This is a genomic window from Flavobacterium sp. TSSA_36 (assembly GCF_051547165.1).
Classification (GTDB): domain Bacteria; phylum Bacteroidota; class Bacteroidia; order Flavobacteriales; family Flavobacteriaceae; genus Flavobacterium.
Map to the genome: position 1 here is coordinate 969139 of NZ_JBPTTP010000001.1, position 22042 is coordinate 991180.

The window sequence follows — 22042 nt, forward strand, 5'->3', positions numbered from 1 at the left end:
CAGAATAGTGTTTTTTTAGAGCAAATTACTAGTGTTTAGGTTTTGTAGTATTGTGTTTTTTTTAAGTATTTGTTAAACAATAAGTTATTTAATTATCTTAATTTTATACTTTGTACTAATTTATGTTCAACTTAAATATTAAAAACATGAAAACTATGATTATGGCCAGACAATGTATTAAATTTTCACTTGTATTTTCTTTCTTTTTTTTAATCTCTTTAACTTATGCGCAAACGAGCCCCAAAAAGAATGACATCACTCCTATAGATTCTATGTATTTTGCTAAAGACCGACTGAAAGGGAAAGTTGTCATAATTACAGGTGCTGCCCGAGGTATTGGACGTGCGACAGCTATTAGAGCTGCCAAGGAAGGAGCATCAGTAGTGATAGCAGATTGGTTGGAAAAAGAAGGAAAGGCTACCGCCAAAATAATCGAATCTAATGGTGGAAAAGTTTTATTTGTAAAAACAGACATTCGAAGTACAGGAGATTGTAATAATTTAGTAGCAGAGACCATAAAAAAATTCGGAAAATTGGATGGAGCTGTGCTAAACGCAGGGGTAATGGATGGGGTACATTCCGGAGACCCATTAGATTATGACAAACAGAGCGCTTTATTACCGAATCCAGTGGATGCTGCTTCCGATGAATATTGGGATTTTGTATTTGATGTGAATGCAACCGGAACATTCAAATCCATGCGTTCTGTGATGAAACAATTGCTAAAAGAGGGCAAAGGAGGCGCGTTAGTAACGGTGGGTTCTATTGCAGGATTGACAGGATTGGCTGGAAATCCAGCGTATGTAGCTAGTAAATATGCCGTAAATGGCTTGACAAGAAATGCTGCTATTGATTATGCGCCTTATGGAATACGAGTAAATTCAGTGAATATGGCAGCCACCAAAACTCCAATGACAGATAAAGCTTTTGAGTTTGTGAAAGAAGTCAAAAAAAGAGGAATTACCGGAATGGGAGGGGCTAAAACAGAAAGTTTGTTGATGCAAAATGATAGCAAACACAGAATGTCAACGCCATGGGAACAAGCTTCGGTAATTTTATTTTTATTATCGGATGAAGCTTCTAATTTAACAGGCGGTACTTACGCAACTGACGGAGGATGGACCGCTTATTAATCCTAAATTCTATGGAGAAAAAAGTTGTATTACTATTTCTATTCTTGTTCTTAGGATTAAATGTAACCATAGCGCAAGAAAGCGGTAATTATTTGGAAGGAGAAAATATTCAATCCGTTTTCATCGAATTTGTAAATCCTTTGGAGGATGCACTACAGCAAAAAAATTTGAAAGCTAAAATTGATATTCTTTTTCCGGTATATCCACAAACTACAGTACGAACTATTTTGTTAGATGCATATTCGGCCAAGGTGAGACAGCTGCCCGAGATAGAAAATGCCTACTATGAAGTTAGACCGTCTTTGACTGGAGATATCATTGTTACCTTGAAAGTAACGCTAAGTGCTACATTAAAAGATAAACCTGCCAAAAGTGGCGTTTTAGCCGGAGGAAAAGATTTTCCATTGCTGTATTTGGATAATAAATCATTACTTACCGCACGATTTGCAATGGCCGAAATGTTATATTCTAATAACAATGCTTGGTACGGTAGAGATGATGCAATGCTTCAGGGTAATCCTCTTGTCGATGGACCTGCTAGTAAAGGCTATACTGGATGGATTGAAGGATGGGCTTCAGCTGGATTGTATGGAATCACTACATTGTCTACTAAACGTAATATTTATATGTACGGAGGTGCTAGTGTGATTATGAGTGGGACAGCAGGCAGAGAATTATTTACTGACATTTCCCGAATACACACTGCTTTCGATGATGCTTATGTTGGTTTTTTTGGAACCAAATCTTTGTCAAAAGGAAATTTATTGACCTATAATTTTTCAGTAGGAAGGCAACAGTTTACTATTGGTAACGGTTTTATCATTAGAAATACCGCTTCTAATGGAGGAAACAGAGCCGCTTTGCAACTTAATCCTCGTTGGGCAGCAGATTACATTGGATTAGCAACTATTAAGTATAACAATTTAATGCTGCAAGTTTTTCAAATCAATCCGGATGAATTACCTATTATTGATTCTCGCACCGTAATGAATGGTTTTAATACCGAATATGGGATCAATTTAGGGCATAAAGTAGGATTTACTTATTTAAACGTCTCTAGATCTGATTTTGGATATTACACCCCAACAGGCGATGTGTTCAGACGTAATGGGCTTAATTTGTACAATGTTCGGTATTTCAAAAATTTGACTCAAGGAAAACCTGGCCTTTTAATTAAAACCGAGTTAGCTCACGAAACTAATGCTAATTTTGATATGTCTGCTTTTGCTGGTTATGGAGAAATTGGATGGAGTTTTGCCAAAGCTAAAGCCTCTCCCACGTTCATGTATCGTTTTTCTTATTTTTCTGGTGACGATCCGAATACGAAAACATTCGAAAGATGGGATCCTTTGCTAACTGGAGGAAATGGTGAAGATTGGGTGTTAGGAGCGAATCATTTTAAAATTGTACAAAATAGTAACTTAATTGCTCATAAAATACAAGCGAGTTTGAGGGTAAGTAAAAAAGTGGAATTAGTACCTCAATATTTTTATTTTCAAGCCGCTAATAATAACAATGTTGGAGGAAATCCAGCTTTGAGCTACATGCCACAAAAAGAATATGGCCAAGAAGTCAATCTCACTTGGAAATATTTTCATTCTAGAAAATGGTATTTTCATGGGCATTTTGCACAAACTTTTCCTGGAGCAGGAGTAAAGGAAGCCCTGGGAGGTGATGCCAAGTCTTGGTTTAGCGCTATGTTATTTTTTAGATATTCGTTAAACTAAATTAAGCATGAAAAACTCCAGAATTTCTGGGTTTTAATTCATATCATTACCAAGAGGCAAAGGTTTTTATTACCTTTGCCTCTTGTTGTTTAGAGTGGTTTTTTATTATTTTTAGCAACTGAAAAGGAAAGTTAATCAAGTCTCCCGAGAATTAGGGAAGGGTTAAAAATTTGAATCCGTCCTTTTTGAAATTAAATTTTGAAATTATTTATGAAATACTACATTATTGCAGGAGAAGCCTCAGGAGATTTGCACGGTTCTAATTTGATGAAATCTATTTTTAAAGAAGATCCTGCAGCCGAAATTCGTTTTTGGGGAGGTGATTTGATGCAAGAAGTAGGAGGGACTTTAGTGAAACATTATCGCGATCTAGCTTTTATGGGATTTGCCGAAGTACTTTTTAATTTGAAAACCATTCTGAATAATATCAAACTTTGCAAAAGCGATATACTGTCGTTCCAACCTGACGTACTTATTTTTATCGATTATCCAGGTTTTAATCTTCGAATTGCGAAGTGGTCAAAAAGCTTAGGATATCAAAATCATTACTATATTTCCCCTCAAATTTGGGCTTGGAAAGAAAGTAGAATTAAAGAAATCAAGCGAGATATTGATAAGATGTATGTGATTCTTCCTTTTGAAAAAACTTTTTACGAAGACAAACATCATTTTCCAGTTCATTTTGTAGGTCATCCGCTTATTGATGCCATACAAGCACATCCTGTTGTTGATGATGTAACTTTTAGAAAAGAAAATCAGCTGAACGATATGCCTATTATAGCCCTGTTACCAGGAAGTCGTAAACAAGAAATTACCAAAATGTTGAGTGTTATGCTAAGTGTAGTGGACACTTTTAAAGGCTATCAATTTGTAATTGCAGGAGCGCCAAGTCAAGAGTTTTCGTTTTATCAGCAGTTTATCACTTCAGATAATATCAAGTTTTTGTCAAATAAAACTTACGATTTATTACAGCATGCCACGGCTGCTTTGGTCACTTCGGGAACGGCTACGCTTGAAACCGCTTTGTTTAAAGTGCCTGAAGTAGTTTGTTATAAAGGCAATTGGATTTCCTACCAAATTGCCAAACGCATTATTACGCTCAAATACATCTCACTGGTCAATTTGATTATGGATCAAGAAGTAGTCACTGAATTGATACAAGAGGATTGTTCTACCCAAAGAATTACTGCGGAGTTAGAGAAAATTTTGAAACCGGATTACCGAAAGCTAGTGCTCGACAATTATGCTATTCTTGAAAAAAAATTAGGAGGTAAAGGAGCTAGTCATGCGACCGCTCAATTGATTGTTTCGGATTTAAAATAATTTCGCGCAAATTCTTACTAAAATTTGTATTTTAGTAAGATGAATTTGTTGCGATTTCCACTTATTAAATTCACGATTGGCTTACTTTTAGGTCTTGTATTGGCTTATGAAGTATCGTTTTCGCTTGTTTTTTCATTGCGTTTAGCCGCTTTTTCTGCACTTATTTTTTGTGTGGCCTATTGGTGGGTTATTCGAAAAGAGACTAACCATTGGTTTTTTGATGGGTCTGTTTTTTGGACTTCTATGGTTTTGGGAGTCAATTTAATGGCGTTGCATACACAGACTAATCAACCTTCTCATTATTATCAAGATCCCTCAATATTCAAAAAGACACATCAGATTGAAGTAGTCATTACCGAAAAGTGGAAGAGTAATACTTTTAGCGATCGTTACATTGCTGCAGTACAGTGCATCAGCAACCGGCCTCAAAAAGGATTGTTGTTGTTGCATATTCATAAAAAAACAAAGGCAATACCAGTAAAGGTGGGCAGCCGACTCCGATTTAATTCGCTTGTTATGCCTAATACTTTGAATAAAAACCCGTATCAATTCGACTATAGCCGCTATTTAAAGAACAAACAAATTTTTGGTCAAATTTACCTGAATCCTGAGGAAATTGAGTATCAATCGATTCCTGAAAAAAGTGTGGGATATTTTGCGGCAACCCTTCGACAAACCGTTGTAGAAAACCTCCAAAAGAGTGGTTTTAATGCTAAGGCGTTACCGGTTGCTATGGCTTTAATTTTAGGACAACAACAAGAAATAGATCCTAGTATTACCCAAGATTATCAATATGCTGGAGCGGTACATATTTTGTCGGTTTCTGGGTTACATATTGGGAGTTTGGTTCTTTTTATTCACTTTTTGTTAGGACCGATACCCAATACGAAGAAGGGGCGTTTAGTGAAGCTGATGGTTTCGCTAACACTATTGGCTTTATTCGGTATTTTGGCTGGTTTAGCGGCTTCTGTAGTACGATCTATAACTATGTTTGCCATCATTGCGGTGGGGCAATATTTCAACAGATCGACTTCAATCTATCATACTTTGATGGTCTCCTTGTTATTGATTTTACTATTTCAGCCCTATTTTCTTTTCGATGTGGGGTTTCAATTGAGTTACGTAGCCCTTTTTTTTATTGTTTGGTTGCAACCCATGCTTGTTAGGTTGTGGCAGCCAAAATATAAAATTGTTCAATTTTTTTGGAACATACTCACGGTTTCGTTTGCGGCACAAATAGGAACATTTCCTTTGAGTATTTATTATTTTCATCAATTTCCGGGTTTGTTTTTTGTGACTAATGTGCTAGTGCTACCCTTTATCGGAGTGATTATGTTTTTGGGTGTGGTGGTGGTCATTACCGCCTTTTTTAGCACGGTCCCTTTTTGGATGTACCAACCCCTAGAAATGGGAATTTCATTGATGAATGCGATAATTCACAAAGTAGCCTCTTTTGAAGCTTTTATTTTTGTGGGGATTCCATTCAATGGGATATTGTTATTGGTTAGCTTTCTCATGATTTTTACCGTAGTGTTTTGGATACAGAAGCCTACTTTTTTTAGATTGCTGGCAGTGATAGTATCAGTTATTCTTTTTCAGTTGTCCTATTTTAGTATCAAAATGGAGTTTGAAGCTACTCAAGAATGGGTGGTTTTACAGGCCTCCAAACAGACCCTCATTTGTGAGCGAAAAGGGCAACAAATTGAAGTGGTAGCTGATTCCACTGTAATAAAAACGATTGCAACTAACAAGGTCATTCAACAGTATGCAACAGGAACTTTTAGTTCGATTACTAAGGTTACACCATTAAACAATCTAGCTTATTTTAAGGGAAATCGAATTTTGATTTTGGATAGTGCCATGGTGAGAATTCCTGGGGTAAAGACCGATATTTTACTTTTGACACATTCTCCGAAAGTCAACTTAGAGCGAATTTTAAATATTTGTCAGCCTCGAAAAGTAGTAATCGACGGCTCTAATTTTAAATCCTTAGTGGCTCTTTGGAAGAAAACGTGTCAAGCAAAAAAAATCCCTTTTCACGTCACTAGCGAAAAGGGATATTTTATATTGAAATAATAAGAAACCTGTGGGTAAGTAGCTTACGCTTTTTTCTTTTTTAAGAAATCATTCGCTACGGCTAACCAGGCGCTTGGTCCTCCAGCAACATAGCCAGTACTGCCTAAGCCCTCAAAGTTCGTTTGACCGTTTTTATTAGTAATAGCTTTGGCAAAATGAACCGTTGGATATCCTTGTATTCCAAAAGCTTGTTCTAATTCGGCATTTTGTTTTTTAATTTCAGCCGTTTGGTACTGTTTTCTTGGATAATCTAATTCTACCAAGACCACATTTTCCTTAGCCCAAGTAGCAAATTCAGGTGTTTTTAAAACCTCTTTTTGTAAACGAATGCACCAACCACACCAATCACTTCCTGTGAAAAAAAGAAGCAAAGGTTTCTTGGTAGCGGTACTCACTTCTATGGCTTCTTTAATATTGGTATGCCATTTTAATTCTTGTGCTTGACTTTGTAATGTAAAAAAGGCAACTAAAATGAATAGGGATATTTTTTTCATAGTTTGGTTTTTTAAACAAATGTATACAAATAATTACTTAATTGAATAGGTGTTATTTTACTTCTTGCATTAATTTTTTAACTAGTGGCGCTATTACAATTAAAGAGACACCCGCTATTAAAGCATAAATAGATAGTTGTAAATAGCCCTCAGCATAGACATTGAGTTTGTCAATATTTGAAGCATTTTCAGAAGCTTCGGCTATATTGGCTCCTAAAATCCCTGCAAAATATTGCCCGTAAGCACTCGCCAAAAACCACATCCCCATAATTACCGCTTGTGTTTTGGCTGGCGACAATTTAGTCATGGCTGACATCCCGATCGGTGACAAACACAATTCTCCTAAAGTAATCACAAACCAACCAAAAGTAAAAATTCCAAGAGAAGTTCTTCCAAAACCATCGGCAAAAAATTTAGTATAATAAAATACCCAAAAACCGCCTGCTAAAAACAAAAAGGCTAAGCCGAATTTTACTACAGTATTAGGCTCTATTTTTCTTTTATCCAACCAAAGCCAAACCAAACCCACCAAAGCAGCAAACCCAATTACAAAAAAAGAATTGGCCGAATTATTCACGCCGTTTGGACTCAATACAACCCCGCCGATCGTGTTGTTTAAATTATTAACCGCGAACAGACTTAGTGACCCACCACTTTGTTCAAAAAAGGCCCAAAAGAAGATAGAGAAAATAATAAATATCAAGGCTGCCAATAATTTCTTGTTTTCGGCTACTGAGAAATTTTTCATTTCATAAAACAAATACAAGATAGAGGCTGGACCAATAAAAATCATAAAATAATCTGTGTAAGTAGTATTCGCTACCATGACAATGATTAAAGGAATGATGATAAGAGAAGCCGCGTAGGTACACCATTCTAATGTTTTGCGTTTTTGGGTGACCATCTCTTTTAATGGAGAAAGACCAATTGGCCCTAAACTTTTTTGGGTTTGGGTAAAAGTCAGTAAACTAATAATCATTACAATCGCGGCGAAACCAAAACCAACATTCCAACGCAAATGTTCAGGTACAATGGATTGCCACATTGATCCTTCGGCCACGGCGATACAGATATAACCACCAATCAAGGCACCTAAATTTACCCCCATATAAAAGAAAGAAAAACCAGCATCTCGCCTAGGATCACCGTCAGGATACAATTGCCCGACCATCGAGGAAATATTGGGCTTAAAAAAACCCGTTCCTACAATCGTAAAACCGAGACCAATGAAGAAAAAGTTCTTGGGATCTAGCGCTAAAATCACACTCCCAATAATCATTAGAATGCCGCCCCAAAAGAGCGACTTTCGCAAACCTAAAATCTTATCGGCAAACAAACCTCCAATAAAGGTAAAGGCATATACCCAAGCTTGCGTCGCTCCATATTGCAAATTGGCCACGCGTTCATTCATTCCTAAATGGCCAACCATAAAGACTACCAACATACCGCGCATTCCATAAAAACAAAAGCGTTCCCACATTTCGCTAAAGAACAAATACCACAATTGTTTGGGGTATTTTCCTTTAAAATTCTGAATTTGTTCTAATGTTATATTTGATTCCATGTACTTGATTTAATTAATTCCTTTTTCTTTCATCACCTTATTCAATTCTTTGACCAAAGCAAACATCAACAGTGTGGCAAATAGCAAAAGTCCAAAATTTATCCAGAAAAAATTAGCTTTGTTTTCGTATGTATCCCACATACTGGCCAAAACGCCGCTTAATTTATTTCCGATAGATGTGGCTAAGAACCAACCACCCATCATCAAAGAGGTGATGTTTTTTGGACTTAATTTTGAGACCACAGATAATCCCATTGGACTTAAGAATAATTCTCCAATGGTAATGACTCCATAATTGGCCACCAACCACCATACGGAAACTTTTTCGGAACCATTATTACCAATATGAACCGCAGCCACCATAACTAAGACCGATAAAGCTGAAATCAACAAACCGAAAGCAATTTTAGTAGGTGTTGAGGGTTCTTTTTTTCTGCTACGCAAAAAAGTAAAAAAGGCGACGACTAATGGTGTCAAAAGAATTACCCAACCTGGATTGATAGATTGGCTTAAGTTAGCTGACCATGTATAAATTTTGCTTTCTTCTTTGGGTAATTTATCTTTGGCAACATTCCTAAAATACAGCGGGTAGTCAACCGTTTTGATGACTTTTCCATCCTTTTTTTGGATTCTAAAAGCCGCATCGTAAAGGGCGACCGAGTCTTTTTTATAGGTTAGCGTATCGGTTAGCACCAATTTTGAACCTATTTGTTGGGCTACTCCGGTTAATTCCCTGTCCGTATATTTATCACCCCAATTATTTAAAGCAGAACCATTCAATTTGAAAACCGCCCAAAATAAAATCACTACCGCAAAAATGGATAATAAAGCACCAATTGGACGTTTGTCCTCTACTTTGGCTTTAAAATAAAGACTAGCGTAAAAGAAAATTACGGGAATACAAGCGAACACAAAAGCATCAGTACTATCCGATCCGAAGATGGAACTATCTAAATTACTGTCAGAGGCAACCCCTTTGATTAGCCATCCGACCACACCAAATAATAGAGAAGGCAAAAGAATAAACAAGACAATTTTATAAAAAGGCATATCCCCTTCTTGAACGCCTTTTTTCTCTGTTTTGTCTCCATAATGTTTCGTGCCTAACAGAAAAATGATGACCCCAAGAAACATGCCCACACCGGCAGCCATAAAGGCTTCTTGCCATCCAAAAAGAATTTTCAAGGCCGCTCCAAAGAAATTACAAATAAAAGCCCCTACATTAATTCCCATATAGAAAATGTTGTACCCTTCGTCTTTTCGGTCTTTGTATTGTTCATCATTATAGAAATTACCCAATAAAGTAGAAATATTCGGTTTAAAAAAGCCATTCCCAACAATGACCAATGTCATCGCAGTGTACAACATCGGAATGCTGTGTACTCCCATGATTAGATAACCCGCTCCCATCATTAGTCCTCCAAGAACAATTGATTTTTTGTAACCCAAATAGCGATCGGCTATCAATCCTCCAATGAAAGGCGTCAAGAACACCAAAGCAATAAAAGTTCCATACAAATCCGAAGCTTCTTTTTCGGTCATAGAAAATCCAGACTCTACATCTTTGAGGTAAAGTGTAAATATTCCGATCATTAAATAATAACCAAAACGTTCCCACATTTCGGACAAAAACAAATACGGAAGGGCTTTAGGATGATTTTTCCACATAAAAATTGTATTAAATAAAGAAACCTACAAGAAGCACTTGTAGGTTTAATAAAAGTATAAATAAATTAACGGATACCGTGCATCATCTTTTTCAAAAACGGCGTCAAAGCAAACAAGATCAACGAAGCGATTCCGGTTAAGACCACAAATACCATGAAAAACTCAAAAAGATTGTGAATTTCAAAACCAGCGAAAACAGGATTATTTGGGCTGATTTGATTTGTATCTAATAATTGTAGTTGTTCCGCTGTTGGGACTATTTTTTTATCCAAAACCGCTTGTAAGTCAATGCCTAATTCTTTGGCTTTGTTGAATTTATCTCCTGTAGCAGGTAGGATAGAACCCAATGTTCCTGCCAAAGCATATCCTGAAGCGTTAGATAAAAAGAAAACGCCATACAATAATGAAGAAAAACGTTTTGGAGATAATTTACCAACTAAAGAAAGTCCAATTGGAGACAAACACAACTCTGCACAAGTATTGATTAAGTATAAAAGAATTAGCCATTTAATCGCCAACAATCCAGAAGTACCTAAATCTTTAACTTGAGTAGCAATCATATAAAAACTTACCGCAATCAAAAACAAACCAATAGCTAATTTTACAGGCGAAATTGGTTCTTTATCATTCGCTCTTAATTTATCCCATAACATACTAAAAGGAACTGCTAAAGCCACAACGAACAATCCATTAAAAATTTGAACCATAGAAGCTGGCATTTGGAAGCCAAAGAAATTTCTATCAGTTTGGTAATCGGCAATGAAGGTCAATGAAGAACCCGCTTGTTCGAAAGCTGCCCAGAAGAAAATAATGAAAAAAGAAATAATATAAATTACCAAAATACGGTCGCGTTCTACTTTAGTCAAAGAACTATCTGATAAAATCAATCCTGCCAATGTGATACCTGCAGCATAAATAATTGGATAAATGATTGTTTTTACAACATTGGTTCCATCTACAGAAAAATGGAAAGCTAAAAACATTCCAACGAAAGCAACCACAGAAAGAGCTAAAGCTTTTGTTGAGAAAACAGCACTTTGAGCCTCTCCTTCTTCATAATCTGAAGATTCATTTTTAGAAGGCAATCCTCCAAGTGGTTTCCCTTCTGGAGAAACAACATATTTATCTTTTAAGAAATAAAACAAAACGGTTCCAATCAACATTGCTACAGCAGCTGCCAAGAATCCCCATTTAAAGGCGTGTATATCTCTGATTCCGCCAGTATCTTTTACATCGCCTAAATAAGGACATATAAACTGACCTAAAAATGCTCCTAAATTAATTCCCATATAGAAAATAGTAAAAGCAGTATCCAATTTACTTTTTTCTTGCTTTGGATACAAACTCCCCACCATACTAGAAATATTTGGCTTAAAAAATCCGTTACCAAAAACAATTATTCCCAATGCGCTATACATTAATGTAGTAGCCAACGACATATTGGAAGGAAAAACACTGCCGCTAAAGAACAACAACAATTGCCCGATTGCCATCATCAGACCACCTAATAAAATACAATTTCTATTTCCAAAAAAGCGGTCGGCGATGAAACCTCCTAACATGGGTGTTAAATAACATAATCCTAGAAAACCACCATAGATCAAAGAAGCATCTTCTTCTTTCATTAATAAAGAATTTACTAAGAACAGTACTAATAGGGTTCGCATTCCATAGAAGTTGAATCGTTCCCACATTTCTGTTCCAAACAATACCCAAAGTCCTTTTGGATGCGCTGTTTTTACTTGTGTTTCTGTCATTTTTGTTTTTTTATATTAAGATTGTTAGGGTATTTTTTATAAATTCTCAAGGATAAAGTTAGTCATTTTATTGAATAACTGAATTCGGGTGTAGCCCCCAAAAATTCCGTGATTTTTATCGGGATAAATTTGAGAATCGAATTGTTTGTTGGCTTGAATCAAGGCCTCCATCATTTGCATCGAATTTTGCACATGCACATTGTCATCCGCTGATCCGTGAATCAATAAAAATTTCCCTTGTAACTTTTGAACATGATTGATGGGAGAATTATCATCGTAACCGCTTGGATTTTCTTGAGGTGTTTGCATGTAGCGCTCCGTATAAATGCTGTCATAAAAACGCCAGTTGGTTACCGGAGCCACAGCAATGGCCATTTTGAACACGTCATTTCCTTTTAAAATACAATTCGAAGCCATAAAACCTCCAAACGACCAACCGAAAATTCCCATTCTTGTTTTATCTACAAAGGCATAGTTTCCTAATGCTTTTGCCGCATCAATTTGATCAATTACTTCAAATTTTCCTAACTCTTTTTGAGTCACTTTTTTGAATGCTGCGCCTTTAAACCCCGTTCCTCTTCCGTCAACGCATGCCACAATGTATCCTTTTTGTGTAAGAGAAATAAACCAATAATCATTTGCGTCTAACCAGTCATTAGCCACTTGCTGTGAGCCAGGACCAGAATACTGGAACATAAAAACAGGATATTTTTTAGAAGGATCAAAATCTTTTGGTTTGAACATCCACATGTTAAGCGCTATTCCTTTTTCAGTTTTTAAAACTGAAAACTCTTTACTAGGCAAATCAAAACTTTTTAATTTACTCATTAAGTTTTCATTGTTCTCGATTACTTGAAGTTGTTTTCCTGTTTTGCTATTGTATAAAGAATATACAGGCGGTTGCGTAGCGTTCGAAAAAGTACTGATGTAGTATTCAAAATTCGGACTAAAAGTCGCCGCATTTGTTCCGGTTAATGAAGACAAACGCACTTTGTTTTTGCCATCTAAACCAATTTTATAAATATCGCGATTGATGGACCCATTTTCTACTGATTGATAAAAAATAGTTTTCGTTTTTTCATCAAATCCGTAATAATTGGTCACTTCCCAATTTCCCTTAGTGACTTGGTTTTTAAGTTTTCCTGCTTTATCATATACATAAAGATGATTAAAACCGTCTTTTTCGCTGGTCCAAATAAAACTGTTGTCTTTTAAAAATGTGAGGTTGTCTGTTACGTCGACATAAGCGTTGTCTTTTTCGTTCAAAATCACTTTTGAAGCTCCAGAATTACCATCAATAAATACTAAATCCAAATTGTTTTGATGACGATTCAACACTTGAGCCGAAAGTACGTTCGCCTCTTTTGTCCATTGCATTCTTGCAATATAAAAATCAGTATAGTTGCCTAAATTCACATCTTTTTTAGCTTGAGATGCAACGTCATAAATATGTAGCGAGACAAGGGCGTTTTTTTCTCCAGCTTTAGGATATTTAAAAGTTTCAATGGTAGGATACAATTCTTTTTTGAAAATGGACATCGAGAACTCAGGAACTTCCGATTCGTCAAAACGGATAAAAGCAATTTTTTTACTATCGGCGCTCCAATCAAAGGCTTTTACAAAAGCAAATTCTTCTTCATACACCCAGTCGGTAATTCCATTAATGATACTATTCTTTTTTCCGTCAGAAGTAATTGATGTTGTCTTTTTTGAAGCAATGTCGTACACAAACAAATTATTGTCTTTTGCATAAGCTATCTTGTTACCATCTGGAGAAAAAGTAGGCTCTTGCACCTGAAAATCGAATAATTTTACCAATTGCTTAGTAGCCACTGAATACAAAAAGTAATCTGCAGTAAAAGAATGACGAAAAATAGAGTGCGTATTATTAGCCAATAACATCCATTTTTCATCTTGGCTAAAACTATAACTATCAATTCCGGCGGCCAGAAGCGGAAAATTTTTAGAATCAATTAACGTGCTTACTTTTTGAAGGGTAGCATAATCATACAGATCAATTTGTTGGCTCCTATTTTCTCGGTTAGCGTTCAACACCGTATATTGGTTAGTGTTTTTCATGGCTTGTAAAGCCTCCATTCCTTTGGCTCTAAAAGCTCCGGTATAAATGGATTCCACCGTAATTTTTTGTTGGGCATTCGCAGTAAAAAAGCCAACAAATAAGAAAGCAAACAATAGTTTATATTTCATAAAATTTCTAAAATTAGTAACACCCAGTAAGCATGTAGTTTTTATCTTAAAAACGGCAAGTAATTTGAGTTATATTTAAAACGACGCCAATTTTAATAAAAAAAAAGCAATAAACCCTTATTAAGTGTGTTAAAACTTGTCAATAAATCCGCAGCAGTCTTTGTCAAGAATGTAAGGAGCATGAGTGTTTAAAAAAACCAAAACCGTATATTTGCCCTTATAATTTTTAATTACCTGAAAATGAATAAGACTATCGCTGGGTTTTCTAAAATGACCAAAGATGAGAAAATAGAATGGATTGCCAAACATTATTTTTCATCTCCTGACGCTGCGATTGAAATAGTAAAAAAATATTGGAATTCGGATGTTGTGTTACAGCAACTGCACGACGAATTTATTGAAAACACCATTACTAACTTTTATGTACCGCTAGGTGTAGCGCCAAATTTCTTAATTAATGGAAGGAATTATACGATTCCTATGGCGATAGAAGAAAGTTCTGTAGTGGCGGCAGCCTCAAAATCAGCTAAGTTTTGGGCTACCCGTGGAGGATTTAAAACCACGGTAATAGCTACTGAAAAAATCGGTCAAGTCCATTTTTTGTTTGCTGGTGGAAGCGAAAAATTAGTGCCTTTTTTTAATCAAATCAAACCCTCGTTTTTTGACGAAACGGAGGCGTTGACTAAAAACATGAGGCAACGTGGAGGTGGAATTTTGAATATTGAATTGAAAGACAAAACCGATTTGATTCCAAATTATTATCAGTTGCATGTTACTTTTGAAACAAAAGATAGCATGGGGGCTAATTTTATCAATTCCTGCTTGGAACAATTGGCAAAAACCCTAAAAAACAAAGCCCTTGCCTACGATTTGTTTGCTACTGAAGAAAAAGAAATCGAAGTGGTTATGAGTATTCTTTCGAATTATGTGCCCAATTGTGTGGTTCGTGCTGAAGTTTCTTGTCCGGTCGAAGATTTAAAAGAAAAACATATTGAAAATCCGGAAGCTTTCGCGCAACGATTTGTGCAAGCGGTTCGTATTGCCGAGGTTGAGCCTTATCGCGCCGTTACCCACAATAAAGGCATCATGAACGGCATCGATGCTGTAGTTATTGCCACAGGAAATGATTTTAGAGCGGTTGAAGCAGGGGTTCATGCTTATGCTGCAAAAAACGGAACTTATTCGAGCTTATCACACGCCACAATTGACAATGGACACTTCCGGTTTTGGTTAGGGATTCCGTTGGCATTAGGAACCGTTGGTGGTTTAACAGGTTTGCATCCTTTGGTGAAATTCTGTATGGAAATGCTTGAAAAACCTTCTGCAAAAGAACTCATGGAAGTAGTGGCTGTAGCGGGATTAGCACAAAATTTTGCTGCTTTACGATCGCTCACCACAACTGGGATACAAGAAGGACACATGAAAATGCATTTGAATAACATTCTAAATCAATTTCAAGTGACCAACGAGGAACGAAATGTCATCAAAAGCCATTTTAAAAACGAAACCATTTCACATAGTGCGGTGGTTAATTTTATTGAGACTTTGCGAAAATAATTCAGATTGATTTAGATGAAACAAACATTTTATAGCAACGGCAAGCTCTTATTAACTGGGGAATATTTGGTTTTGGATGGCGCAACCGCTTTGGCTTTGCCTACCAAAATGGGACAGGATTTACAAGTAATACCTCAAAACAAAGCGGTTATTTCATGGAAAAGTTATGAGGCCGATGGTAGTTTGTGGTTGGATCATGAAATCACAATAGCTTCCATTCTTAATTACCAACCTACATTAGAATCCTCTGTAGAAGCTACCTTGTTGCGCATTTTACATCACGCTTCACTTTTGCAACCCCATTTTTTGGATGCGAAGCAAGGTTTTGAGATAGCCACCCGACTCACTTTTCCTCGAAAATGGGGATTGGGAACTTCTTCAACGCTTATCAATAATGTGGCGCAATGGTTCGGTGTGGATGCTTTTCAATTGCTCAAGAATAGTTTTGGAGGCAGTGGGTATGATATAGCTTGTGCTCAAAATGATACGCCTATTTTTTATCGCCTAGAAAAGGAGCTACCAATAATAACTCCTGTGGTTTTCCATCCAAAATTTGCTACTCATTTGTATTTTGTTTACCTCAATCAAAAGCAAAGTAGTAAAGAATCGATTGCTGCTTATTTTAATAAGAAGCATCAAAACTTAGCTCAAAACATTGAAAAAATCAACAAATTGACATCGATTGTTGCCAATGCACAAGATTTGAAATCTTTTTCTCTTGCATTACAGACTCATGAAAACGAATTGAGTGCCATTCTGGAAATGATGACGGTTCAGGAATCACTTTTTCCTGATTTTGGAGGAGTCATTAAAAGTCTTGGGGCTTGGGGAGGTGATTTTGTTTTGGTTGCCTCAGCAGTCGATCCAACGGATTACTTTAATGAGAAAGGATTTGATACTGTTATTTCTTATCCTGAAATGATTTTGTAATAAATAAAAACACCCGTCTCTAGTGTTTAGAAACGGGTGTTTAGACTTTGAAAAAATAAATAACTTTTTTGTGGTTAAGATGAGGATTTTATCTTCTTCCCCAAACTTCAACTTCTGCACGGCTACCTATTAAATTTCTTGTTCTGTATTCGAAACGAATTTTGTCTATTCTTCTTTTGAAAGATAGGTTGATGATTCTAGATTCACCGCCGTCTTTAATGATGTTTCTTAATTCAACGTCTTGCTTTTGTCCATTTTCAAAATAAATGGTCATTTTATTAAAGTTTACGGTGTTTTTTCTAACCACAACTTTTAGGGCTGAAAAGCTACTTCTGTTGGAAGGACGAAAATCATCTTTTTCACCTGTTTTTTGAACGGTTTGAGTTCCTATTTTTTCCCATCTACCAATACTATTGTTGTCAGATGAGTTCCATTTTTTGTTTTTGTCTCTGTTGCCTTGAGCTTCAACTGAAGAAGTAAATAAAGTTAATGCAAAGGTTACAAGTAGTAATTTAAAATAAGTTTTCATATTTTATTATTGTATAAATTGATTTTTAAATTATTAAATACTCAACAAATTTAAGAAAAAAGCCCGTATTTAAAGAAATATTAATTTTAAATTAACAGTATCTGGTGTTTTTTATTAATGGAATTATTTTTTTGCTTGAAAACTCGATTTTGTTTTAATCAATAGCTTTTCTCTTAACATGAGTAGTGCAATAGGAAGCAAAAAAAAAGCCCTCTCGTTGTTACAACAAGAAGGCTTTTGATATATTGAAATACTTTGATTTTACAATCCGAAAGCAGCTTTTACTTGGTCTACAAAATCTAATTTTTCCCAAGTAAACAATTCCACTTCCACAGTTTTAGTTAAGCCACCTGGAGCAGAAAAAGTTTTGGTTACGGTTTCAGGAGTACGGCCCATATGTCCGTAAGCCGCAGTTTCGCTATAAATAGGGTTTCTTAATTTCAATCGTTGTTCGATGAAGTAAGGACGCATATCGAAAATTTCTTCAACTTTCTTAGCGATTTCACCGTTAGTCAAGTTCACTTTTGAAGTTCCGTAGGTTTCGATGAAAATACCCATTGGTTTAGCTACACCAATCGCGTAAGAAACTTGTACTAAAATTTCGTCAGCAACACCAGCAGCTACTAAGTTTTTAGCAATATGACGAGTTGCATAAGCTGCACTACGGTCTACTTTACTTGGGTCTTTTCCTGAGAATGCACCACCACCGTGAGCGCCTTTACCACCGTAAGTGTCTACAATGATTTTTCTTCCAGTTAAACCAGTATCGCCGTGCGGTCCTCCAATAACGAATTTTCCTGTTGGGTTGATGTGGTATTGGATTTTGTCATTGAATAAATGTGCGTGCTCTGGATTTTTAGCGATAATTCTTGGAATCAAAATGTCAATAATATCTTTTTTGATTTTAGCTAACATAGTAGCTTCTTCATCAAAATCGTCATGTTGTGTAGAGATAACAATCGCATCGATACGAGTGGGTTTGTTGTCATCGCTGTATTCTAAAGTTACTTGAGACTTAGCATCAGGACGCAAATACGTGATTTCGTTATTTTCACGTCTCAAAATCGCTAATTCTTGTAATAATTTATGCGATAAATCAAGTGCCAATGGCATAAAGTTTTCGGTTTCGTTAGTAGCGTAACCAAACATCATTCCTTGGTCACCTGCACCTTGTTCTTCTTTGCTAGCTCTGTCAACCCCTTGATTGATATCAGCTGATTGTTCGTGAATCGCTGAAAGAATACCACAAGAATTGGCTTCAAACATATATTCACTCTTAGTGTATCCGATTTTTCGGATTACCTCGCGAGCAATTTGTTGTACATCTAAGTACGTATTTGATTTTACTTCTCCGGCCAAAATTACTTGACCCGTAGTTACTAAAGTTTCACATGCTACTTTGGAGTCTGCATCAAATGCTAAAAAGTTATCAATCAATGCGTCCGAAATTTGATCGGCAACTTTGTCCGGATGTCCTTCACTTACAGACTCTGACGTAAATAAATAAGCCATAATAAATAGTATTTTAAAATTAAGCGAGGAAAGTAAGATTGCTAGCAATGACTAAAGGGGGAGTGTTCCTGCTTTAGCATTTTTTATACCGAAATTTGTTTTCAGTATTCACAATGAATAGTTCATTATGAAGAGGTTGCAATCAGTTCAAATTTTTCCTCTGTATTCGGGCGCAAAGGTATGAAACCATTTTTAATTTCAAATTAATCTTAACTTTTTTTTGAAACTTGTTAGATTTCTGTTAAGGATACTGAAATTTGTTGTTTTTGACCTAAACGACTCTTAAAACTTTGTAAATTGTTTTGTCTATTGAAAAAAACTTTGCACATTTGTGAAAGAAAAAAAATAAAATGAATCTAGTCTCTTGTAAAATGATAAAAGCCATTCAGGATAATTCCTGCGGGTTGTGTATTGCAAATATTTAAATTCACTAAAATATAGCAAAAGCCTCCCGCCAAAAACGGGAGGCTTTTTTATTTACAACAATAGAAAACAATATTTAAAATTTGAATCTTATGAAGCAAATCAATCAACATCAGTCCAAATCTCTAAATGTCAAGTCTAGTAAGAATGCCAAGGCAATGGTTATGGGTATGTGTATGATTGAGATGTGCTGATTCCGAAAGTAAGTTTATAAATAACTTTTTTAAACCCTTTTGGATCTATTTCTAAAAGGGTTTTTTGTTACCAAAGCAATTAAAAATTACAAGTAAAAAATTTAAAAAATGAGTACTACTAAATTCGCCACTAAGGCACTACATACAGGACACGATACAACTAAAACTGGCGGAACACGAGCCGTTCCAATTTATCAAACTAGCTCTTATGTTTTTAATAATTCGGAACACGCTTCTAATTTATTCAGTTTGTCAGAAGCTGGTTTTATTTATACTCGATTGAATAATCCAACAAACGATATTTTAGAGCAACGTTTAGCTGCGCTTGAAGGAGGTATTGGAGCTGTAGTTACCGCATCAGGTACAGCTGCAATAGCTACAACTTTATTGGTGCTATTAAAATCGGGTGATCATATTGTAGCTTCTAATAGTTTGTATGGAGGGACGTATAATCTTTTGAGTGTGACTTTACCAAGACTTGGAATTACTACGACTTTTGTTGACCCATCGGAAGCGGTGAATTTTACTAAAGCCGCTACAGAAAATACGAAAGTCTTTTTTGCCGAATCGTTAGGGAATCCAAAATTAGATGTTTTGGATTTAAAAGCTATTTCGGCTGAGGCTCAATCGCTTAAAATTCCTTTCATCGTGGATAACACTGTTCCTTCTCCCTATTTGCTCAATCCGATTGAATTTGGCGCGAATATTGTAATTCACTCTTTGACGAAATACATTTCTGGAAATGGAACTTCGCTGGGTGGCGTCATCATTGATGCAGGAACTTTTGACTGGAGTAGCGGAAAGTTTCCTGAATTTACAGAGCCATCCGCAGGGTATCACGGATTAGTGTATCACGAAGCGCTAGGGAATGCCGCTTTTATCGCTAAAGTTCGTATCGAAGGATTACGAGATTACGGAGCAGCACTGAGTCCGTTCAATGCTTTTCAAATCATTCAAGGATTAGAAACCTTGCCAATCCGAGTCCAGAAGCACAGTGAAAATGCGTTGGCCTTGGCCCAATGGTTAGAACAACAAGATGCTGTTGCTTGGGTCAATTATCCAGGGTTGTCCTCGAGTAAATATTACGATTTGGTAACTCGCTATTTACCTAAGGGTCAGAGTGGTATCGTAACTTTCGGACTCAAAGGAGGATTCGAAGCAGCGAAAAAAGTAGCCGATGAAACGAAGCTTTTTTCACTCTTGGCCAACATTGGAGATACCAAGTCGCTAATCATTCATCCCGCGAGTACGACACATCAACAATTGTCAGATGACGACCAAGTAACAACAGGAGTGACGAAAGATTTGATTCGACTCTCGGTCGGATTAGAAGACATAGAAGATTTAAAAGCCGATTTAAAAGCTGTGTTCGATAGCTTTTCAGATTAAAAAAAAGATAAACATATTAAAAACAATCATCATGATAACAAATATAACCTTCCGCAAAATAGTTTCTTTCTTTAGTAGAAAAAACATCAAAAATAAAATAGAAAAAGTAGACCAAACCGTACACGAGTTGATTCATCCACGTTTTATTATGGATAAATCTTCTGAGGCTACGAATGAAACTACTAAAAAATCAATGTTGTTTCATATGTATTCTAACGAAAACGATACGCTTTTCATTTAAAGAATATTCCATTCAATAAGCTAACAATAACCAAGTTCATAATTGATTTGTAACTTGGTTGTTGTTTTAAAAATTTGCGTGTTAAAAAAATAAATAGTTTCTTTGCACCTTTAAGTTCACAAACGTATTGAAATGTTATAAAGAAAGGCGGAGGGATTAGACCCAATGAAGCCTTAGCAACCCTTCGGAAATCGAAGAAGGTGCTACATTCTATTCGCCTAGCGAAAAAGATAACGCAACAAAATACCTCTAGTCTCCACTAGTTTTTCTTTCTAATATTCCAAATACAAATCAACAACATCAAAGATTTGAGATTGGAAAATAAACCCAACATACTTACCCTTACTAATTTTACCACCGAAAGTGGTGCTTTTTATGCTACGCTAAACTTAAGTTATCAAGTTTTTGGACCTGCTTTGCATACGGCTCCGATTGTGGTAGTAAATCACGCTTTGACAGGAAACTCACAAGTGATTGGCGCAACAGGCTGGTGGAACGATTTAATTGGACCTGCAAAAACTATCGACACACAAAAATATACCGTGATTGCCTTTAATGTTCCAGGCAATGGTTTTGATGGCAGTGTAATTGAATCCTATTTGGATTTTACCGCTCGCGATGTGGCACAGCTTTTTAATTTAGGTTTGCAACAACTTGAGATTAATCGTGTTTATGCTATTATTGGAGGTTCTGTTGGTGGAGGAATTGCTTGGGAAATGGCCGCTTTGTCGCCACAACTCACTCAGCATTTAATTCCAATTGCAACCGATTGGAAAGCGACCGATTGGTTGATGGCCAATTGCTATTTGCAAGAACAAATTCTGAATCATTCCTCTCGCCCGATTGAAGATGCCCGAATACACGCTATGTTGTGTTACCGTACTCCAGCATCGTTTGAAGCTAAATTCAACCGAACGATTAATAGCGAATTGGGTGTTTTTAATATCGAAAGTTGGTTGGCGCATCACGGAGAGAAATTGCAACAACGGTTTCAATTGGCTTCTTATAAATTGATGAATCAGTTGTTGAAAACCATTGATATTACTCGTGGAAGAGGTTCTTTTGAAAGTGTGGTAGCGCCCATAACGGCAAACATTCATATTATAGGAATCAATACCGATTTGTTTTTTACCCCAACGGAAAACCGAAAAACAAATCTAGAATTGCAACAATTACAGCTTCAAACATCGTATCAAGAAATAGATTCTATTCACGGACACGATGCTTTTTTGATAGAATTTCAACAGTTGAATCGTTTGCTTGCAACGGTTTTTGAATAGTTGAAGAAATGAGATTCCACTAAAAGTTCTTGTGGAA

The 22042-nt window shown here is 36.2% G+C and carries 16 protein-coding genes and 1 riboswitch; of the genes, 9 read left to right on the forward strand and 7 right to left on the reverse strand.

Annotated features, from left to right (window positions below; translation table 11 throughout):
- Positions 1-146 precede the first annotated feature (146 nt).
- The 4 genes from ACSVH7_RS04090 (at position 147) to ACSVH7_RS04105 (ending at position 6259) form a co-directional block, all read left to right on the forward strand.
- Positions 147-1133, forward strand: a complete 987-nt coding sequence (locus ACSVH7_RS04090; protein WP_438065408.1) for an SDR family NAD(P)-dependent oxidoreductase — start codon at positions 147-149, stop codon at positions 1131-1133.
- Positions 1134-1144: 11 nt separating this feature from the next.
- Entirely contained in the window at positions 1145-2860 is a 1716-nt protein-coding gene (locus ACSVH7_RS04095; protein ID WP_438065409.1) for a hypothetical protein, read from the forward strand.
- A 210-nt stretch (positions 2861-3070) separates the two neighbouring features.
- Complete coding sequence (gene lpxB, locus ACSVH7_RS04100) at positions 3071-4183, forward strand: lipid-A-disaccharide synthase (protein ID WP_438065410.1); 1113 nt, start codon at positions 3071-3073, stop codon at positions 4181-4183.
- 39 nt (positions 4184-4222) lie between these two features.
- Positions 4223-6259, forward strand: coding sequence for a ComEC/Rec2 family competence protein (locus ACSVH7_RS04105; RefSeq protein ID WP_438065411.1), 2037 nt, complete (start codon positions 4223-4225; stop codon positions 6257-6259).
- Positions 6260-6282: 23 nt separating this feature from the next.
- On the opposite strand, the gene ACSVH7_RS04110 is transcribed toward ACSVH7_RS04105, so the two are convergent.
- The 5 genes from ACSVH7_RS04110 to ACSVH7_RS04130 all read right to left on the reverse strand — a co-directional run bounded on the left by ACSVH7_RS04110 (position 6283) and on the right by ACSVH7_RS04130 (position 13950).
- Complete coding sequence (locus tag ACSVH7_RS04110; RefSeq protein WP_438065412.1) at positions 6283-6753, reverse strand: thioredoxin family protein; 471 nt, start codon at positions 6751-6753, stop codon at positions 6283-6285.
- Positions 6754-6805: 52 nt separating this feature from the next.
- Positions 6806-8317: a peptide MFS transporter gene (locus ACSVH7_RS04115; protein ID WP_438065413.1), complete on the reverse strand. Its 1512-nt coding sequence runs from the start codon at positions 8315-8317 to the stop codon at positions 6806-6808.
- Positions 8318-8326: 9 nt separating this feature from the next.
- Positions 8327-9985, reverse strand: coding sequence for a peptide MFS transporter (locus ACSVH7_RS04120; RefSeq protein WP_438065414.1), 1659 nt, complete (start codon positions 9983-9985; stop codon positions 8327-8329).
- A 65-nt stretch (positions 9986-10050) separates the two neighbouring features.
- On the reverse strand, positions 10051-11742 hold the full coding sequence (locus ACSVH7_RS04125) for a peptide MFS transporter (protein ID WP_438065415.1): 1692 nt from the start codon (positions 11740-11742) through the stop codon (positions 10051-10053).
- 36 nt (positions 11743-11778) lie between these two features.
- Positions 11779-13950 (reverse strand): S9 family peptidase, encoded by a 2172-nt coding sequence (locus tag ACSVH7_RS04130; protein WP_438065416.1) that lies wholly within the window; start codon positions 13948-13950, stop codon positions 11779-11781.
- Positions 13951-14190: 240 nt separating this feature from the next.
- Here ACSVH7_RS04130 and ACSVH7_RS04135 point away from each other — a divergent pair, with 240 nt between their 5' ends.
- Together ACSVH7_RS04135 and ACSVH7_RS04140 are read left to right on the forward strand one after the other, a co-directional pair.
- On the forward strand, positions 14191-15507 hold the full coding sequence (locus ACSVH7_RS04135; protein ID WP_438065417.1) for a hydroxymethylglutaryl-CoA reductase, degradative: 1317 nt from the start codon (positions 14191-14193) through the stop codon (positions 15505-15507).
- A gap of 15 nt (positions 15508-15522) precedes the next feature.
- Entirely contained in the window at positions 15523-16437 is a 915-nt protein-coding gene (locus tag ACSVH7_RS04140) for a GYDIA family GHMP kinase (RefSeq protein ID WP_438065418.1), read from the forward strand.
- A gap of 88 nt (positions 16438-16525) precedes the next feature.
- Here ACSVH7_RS04140 and ACSVH7_RS04145 read toward each other — a convergent pair whose 3' ends face one another.
- Together ACSVH7_RS04145 and metK are read right to left on the reverse strand one after the other, a co-directional pair.
- Positions 16526-16966: a hypothetical protein gene (locus ACSVH7_RS04145; RefSeq protein WP_438065419.1), complete on the reverse strand. Its 441-nt coding sequence runs from the start codon at positions 16964-16966 to the stop codon at positions 16526-16528.
- Positions 16967-17227: 261 nt separating this feature from the next.
- On the reverse strand, positions 17228-18478 hold the full coding sequence (gene metK, locus ACSVH7_RS04150; protein ID WP_438065420.1) for a methionine adenosyltransferase: 1251 nt from the start codon (positions 18476-18478) through the stop codon (positions 17228-17230).
- A gap of 725 nt (positions 18479-19203) precedes the next feature.
- On the opposite strand from metK, the gene ACSVH7_RS04155 reads away from it, so the two are divergent.
- From ACSVH7_RS04155 to ACSVH7_RS04165, 3 genes are all read left to right on the forward strand, one after another.
- Positions 19204-20484 carry an O-acetylhomoserine aminocarboxypropyltransferase/cysteine synthase family protein gene (locus ACSVH7_RS04155; RefSeq protein ID WP_438065421.1) on the forward strand — a complete coding sequence of 427 codons (1281 nt, stop codon included), beginning with the start codon at positions 19204-19206 and terminating at the stop codon, positions 20482-20484.
- Positions 20485-20515: 31 nt separating this feature from the next.
- Entirely contained in the window at positions 20516-20725 is a 210-nt protein-coding gene (locus ACSVH7_RS04160; protein WP_064715581.1) for a hypothetical protein, read from the forward strand.
- Positions 20726-20857: 132 nt separating this feature from the next.
- Positions 20858-20962: riboswitch (SAM riboswitch) on the forward strand.
- 77 nt (positions 20963-21039) lie between these two features.
- Complete coding sequence (locus tag ACSVH7_RS04165; RefSeq protein ID WP_438065422.1) at positions 21040-22005, forward strand: alpha/beta fold hydrolase; 966 nt, start codon at positions 21040-21042, stop codon at positions 22003-22005.
- Positions 22006-22042: the final 37 nt, after the last annotated feature.

What these genes read in the sequence shown, in the direction of transcription:
- ACSVH7_RS04090 (WP_438065408.1), top strand. Translation starts at nt 147, where the DNA reads ATGAAAACTATGATTATGGCCAGACAATGTATTAAATTTTCACTTGTA.
- ACSVH7_RS04095 (WP_438065409.1), top strand. Translation starts at nt 1,145, where the DNA reads ATGGAGAAAAAAGTTGTATTACTATTTCTATTCTTGTTCTTAGGATTA.
- lpxB (WP_438065410.1), top strand. Translation starts at nt 3,071, where the DNA reads ATGAAATACTACATTATTGCAGGAGAAGCCTCAGGAGATTTGCACGGT.
- ACSVH7_RS04105 (WP_438065411.1), top strand. Translation starts at nt 4,223, where the DNA reads ATGAATTTGTTGCGATTTCCACTTATTAAATTCACGATTGGCTTACTT.
- ACSVH7_RS04110 (WP_438065412.1), bottom strand. Translation starts at nt 6,753, where the DNA reads ATGAAAAAAATATCCCTATTCATTTTAGTTGCCTTTTTTACATTACAA.
- ACSVH7_RS04115 (WP_438065413.1), bottom strand. Translation starts at nt 8,317, where the DNA reads ATGGAATCAAATATAACATTAGAACAAATTCAGAATTTTAAAGGAAAA.
- ACSVH7_RS04120 (WP_438065414.1), bottom strand. Translation starts at nt 9,985, where the DNA reads ATGTGGAAAAATCATCCTAAAGCCCTTCCGTATTTGTTTTTGTCCGAA.
- ACSVH7_RS04125 (WP_438065415.1), bottom strand. Translation starts at nt 11,742, where the DNA reads ATGACAGAAACACAAGTAAAAACAGCGCATCCAAAAGGACTTTGGGTA.
- ACSVH7_RS04130 (WP_438065416.1), bottom strand. Translation starts at nt 13,950, where the DNA reads ATGAAATATAAACTATTGTTTGCTTTCTTATTTGTTGGCTTTTTTACT.
- ACSVH7_RS04135 (WP_438065417.1), top strand. Translation starts at nt 14,191, where the DNA reads ATGAATAAGACTATCGCTGGGTTTTCTAAAATGACCAAAGATGAGAAA.
- ACSVH7_RS04140 (WP_438065418.1), top strand. Translation starts at nt 15,523, where the DNA reads ATGAAACAAACATTTTATAGCAACGGCAAGCTCTTATTAACTGGGGAA.
- ACSVH7_RS04145 (WP_438065419.1), bottom strand. Translation starts at nt 16,966, where the DNA reads ATGAAAACTTATTTTAAATTACTACTTGTAACCTTTGCATTAACTTTA.
- metK (WP_438065420.1), bottom strand. Translation starts at nt 18,478, where the DNA reads ATGGCTTATTTATTTACGTCAGAGTCTGTAAGTGAAGGACATCCGGAC.
- ACSVH7_RS04155 (WP_438065421.1), top strand. Translation starts at nt 19,204, where the DNA reads ATGAGTACTACTAAATTCGCCACTAAGGCACTACATACAGGACACGAT.
- ACSVH7_RS04160 (WP_064715581.1), top strand. Translation starts at nt 20,516, where the DNA reads ATGATAACAAATATAACCTTCCGCAAAATAGTTTCTTTCTTTAGTAGA.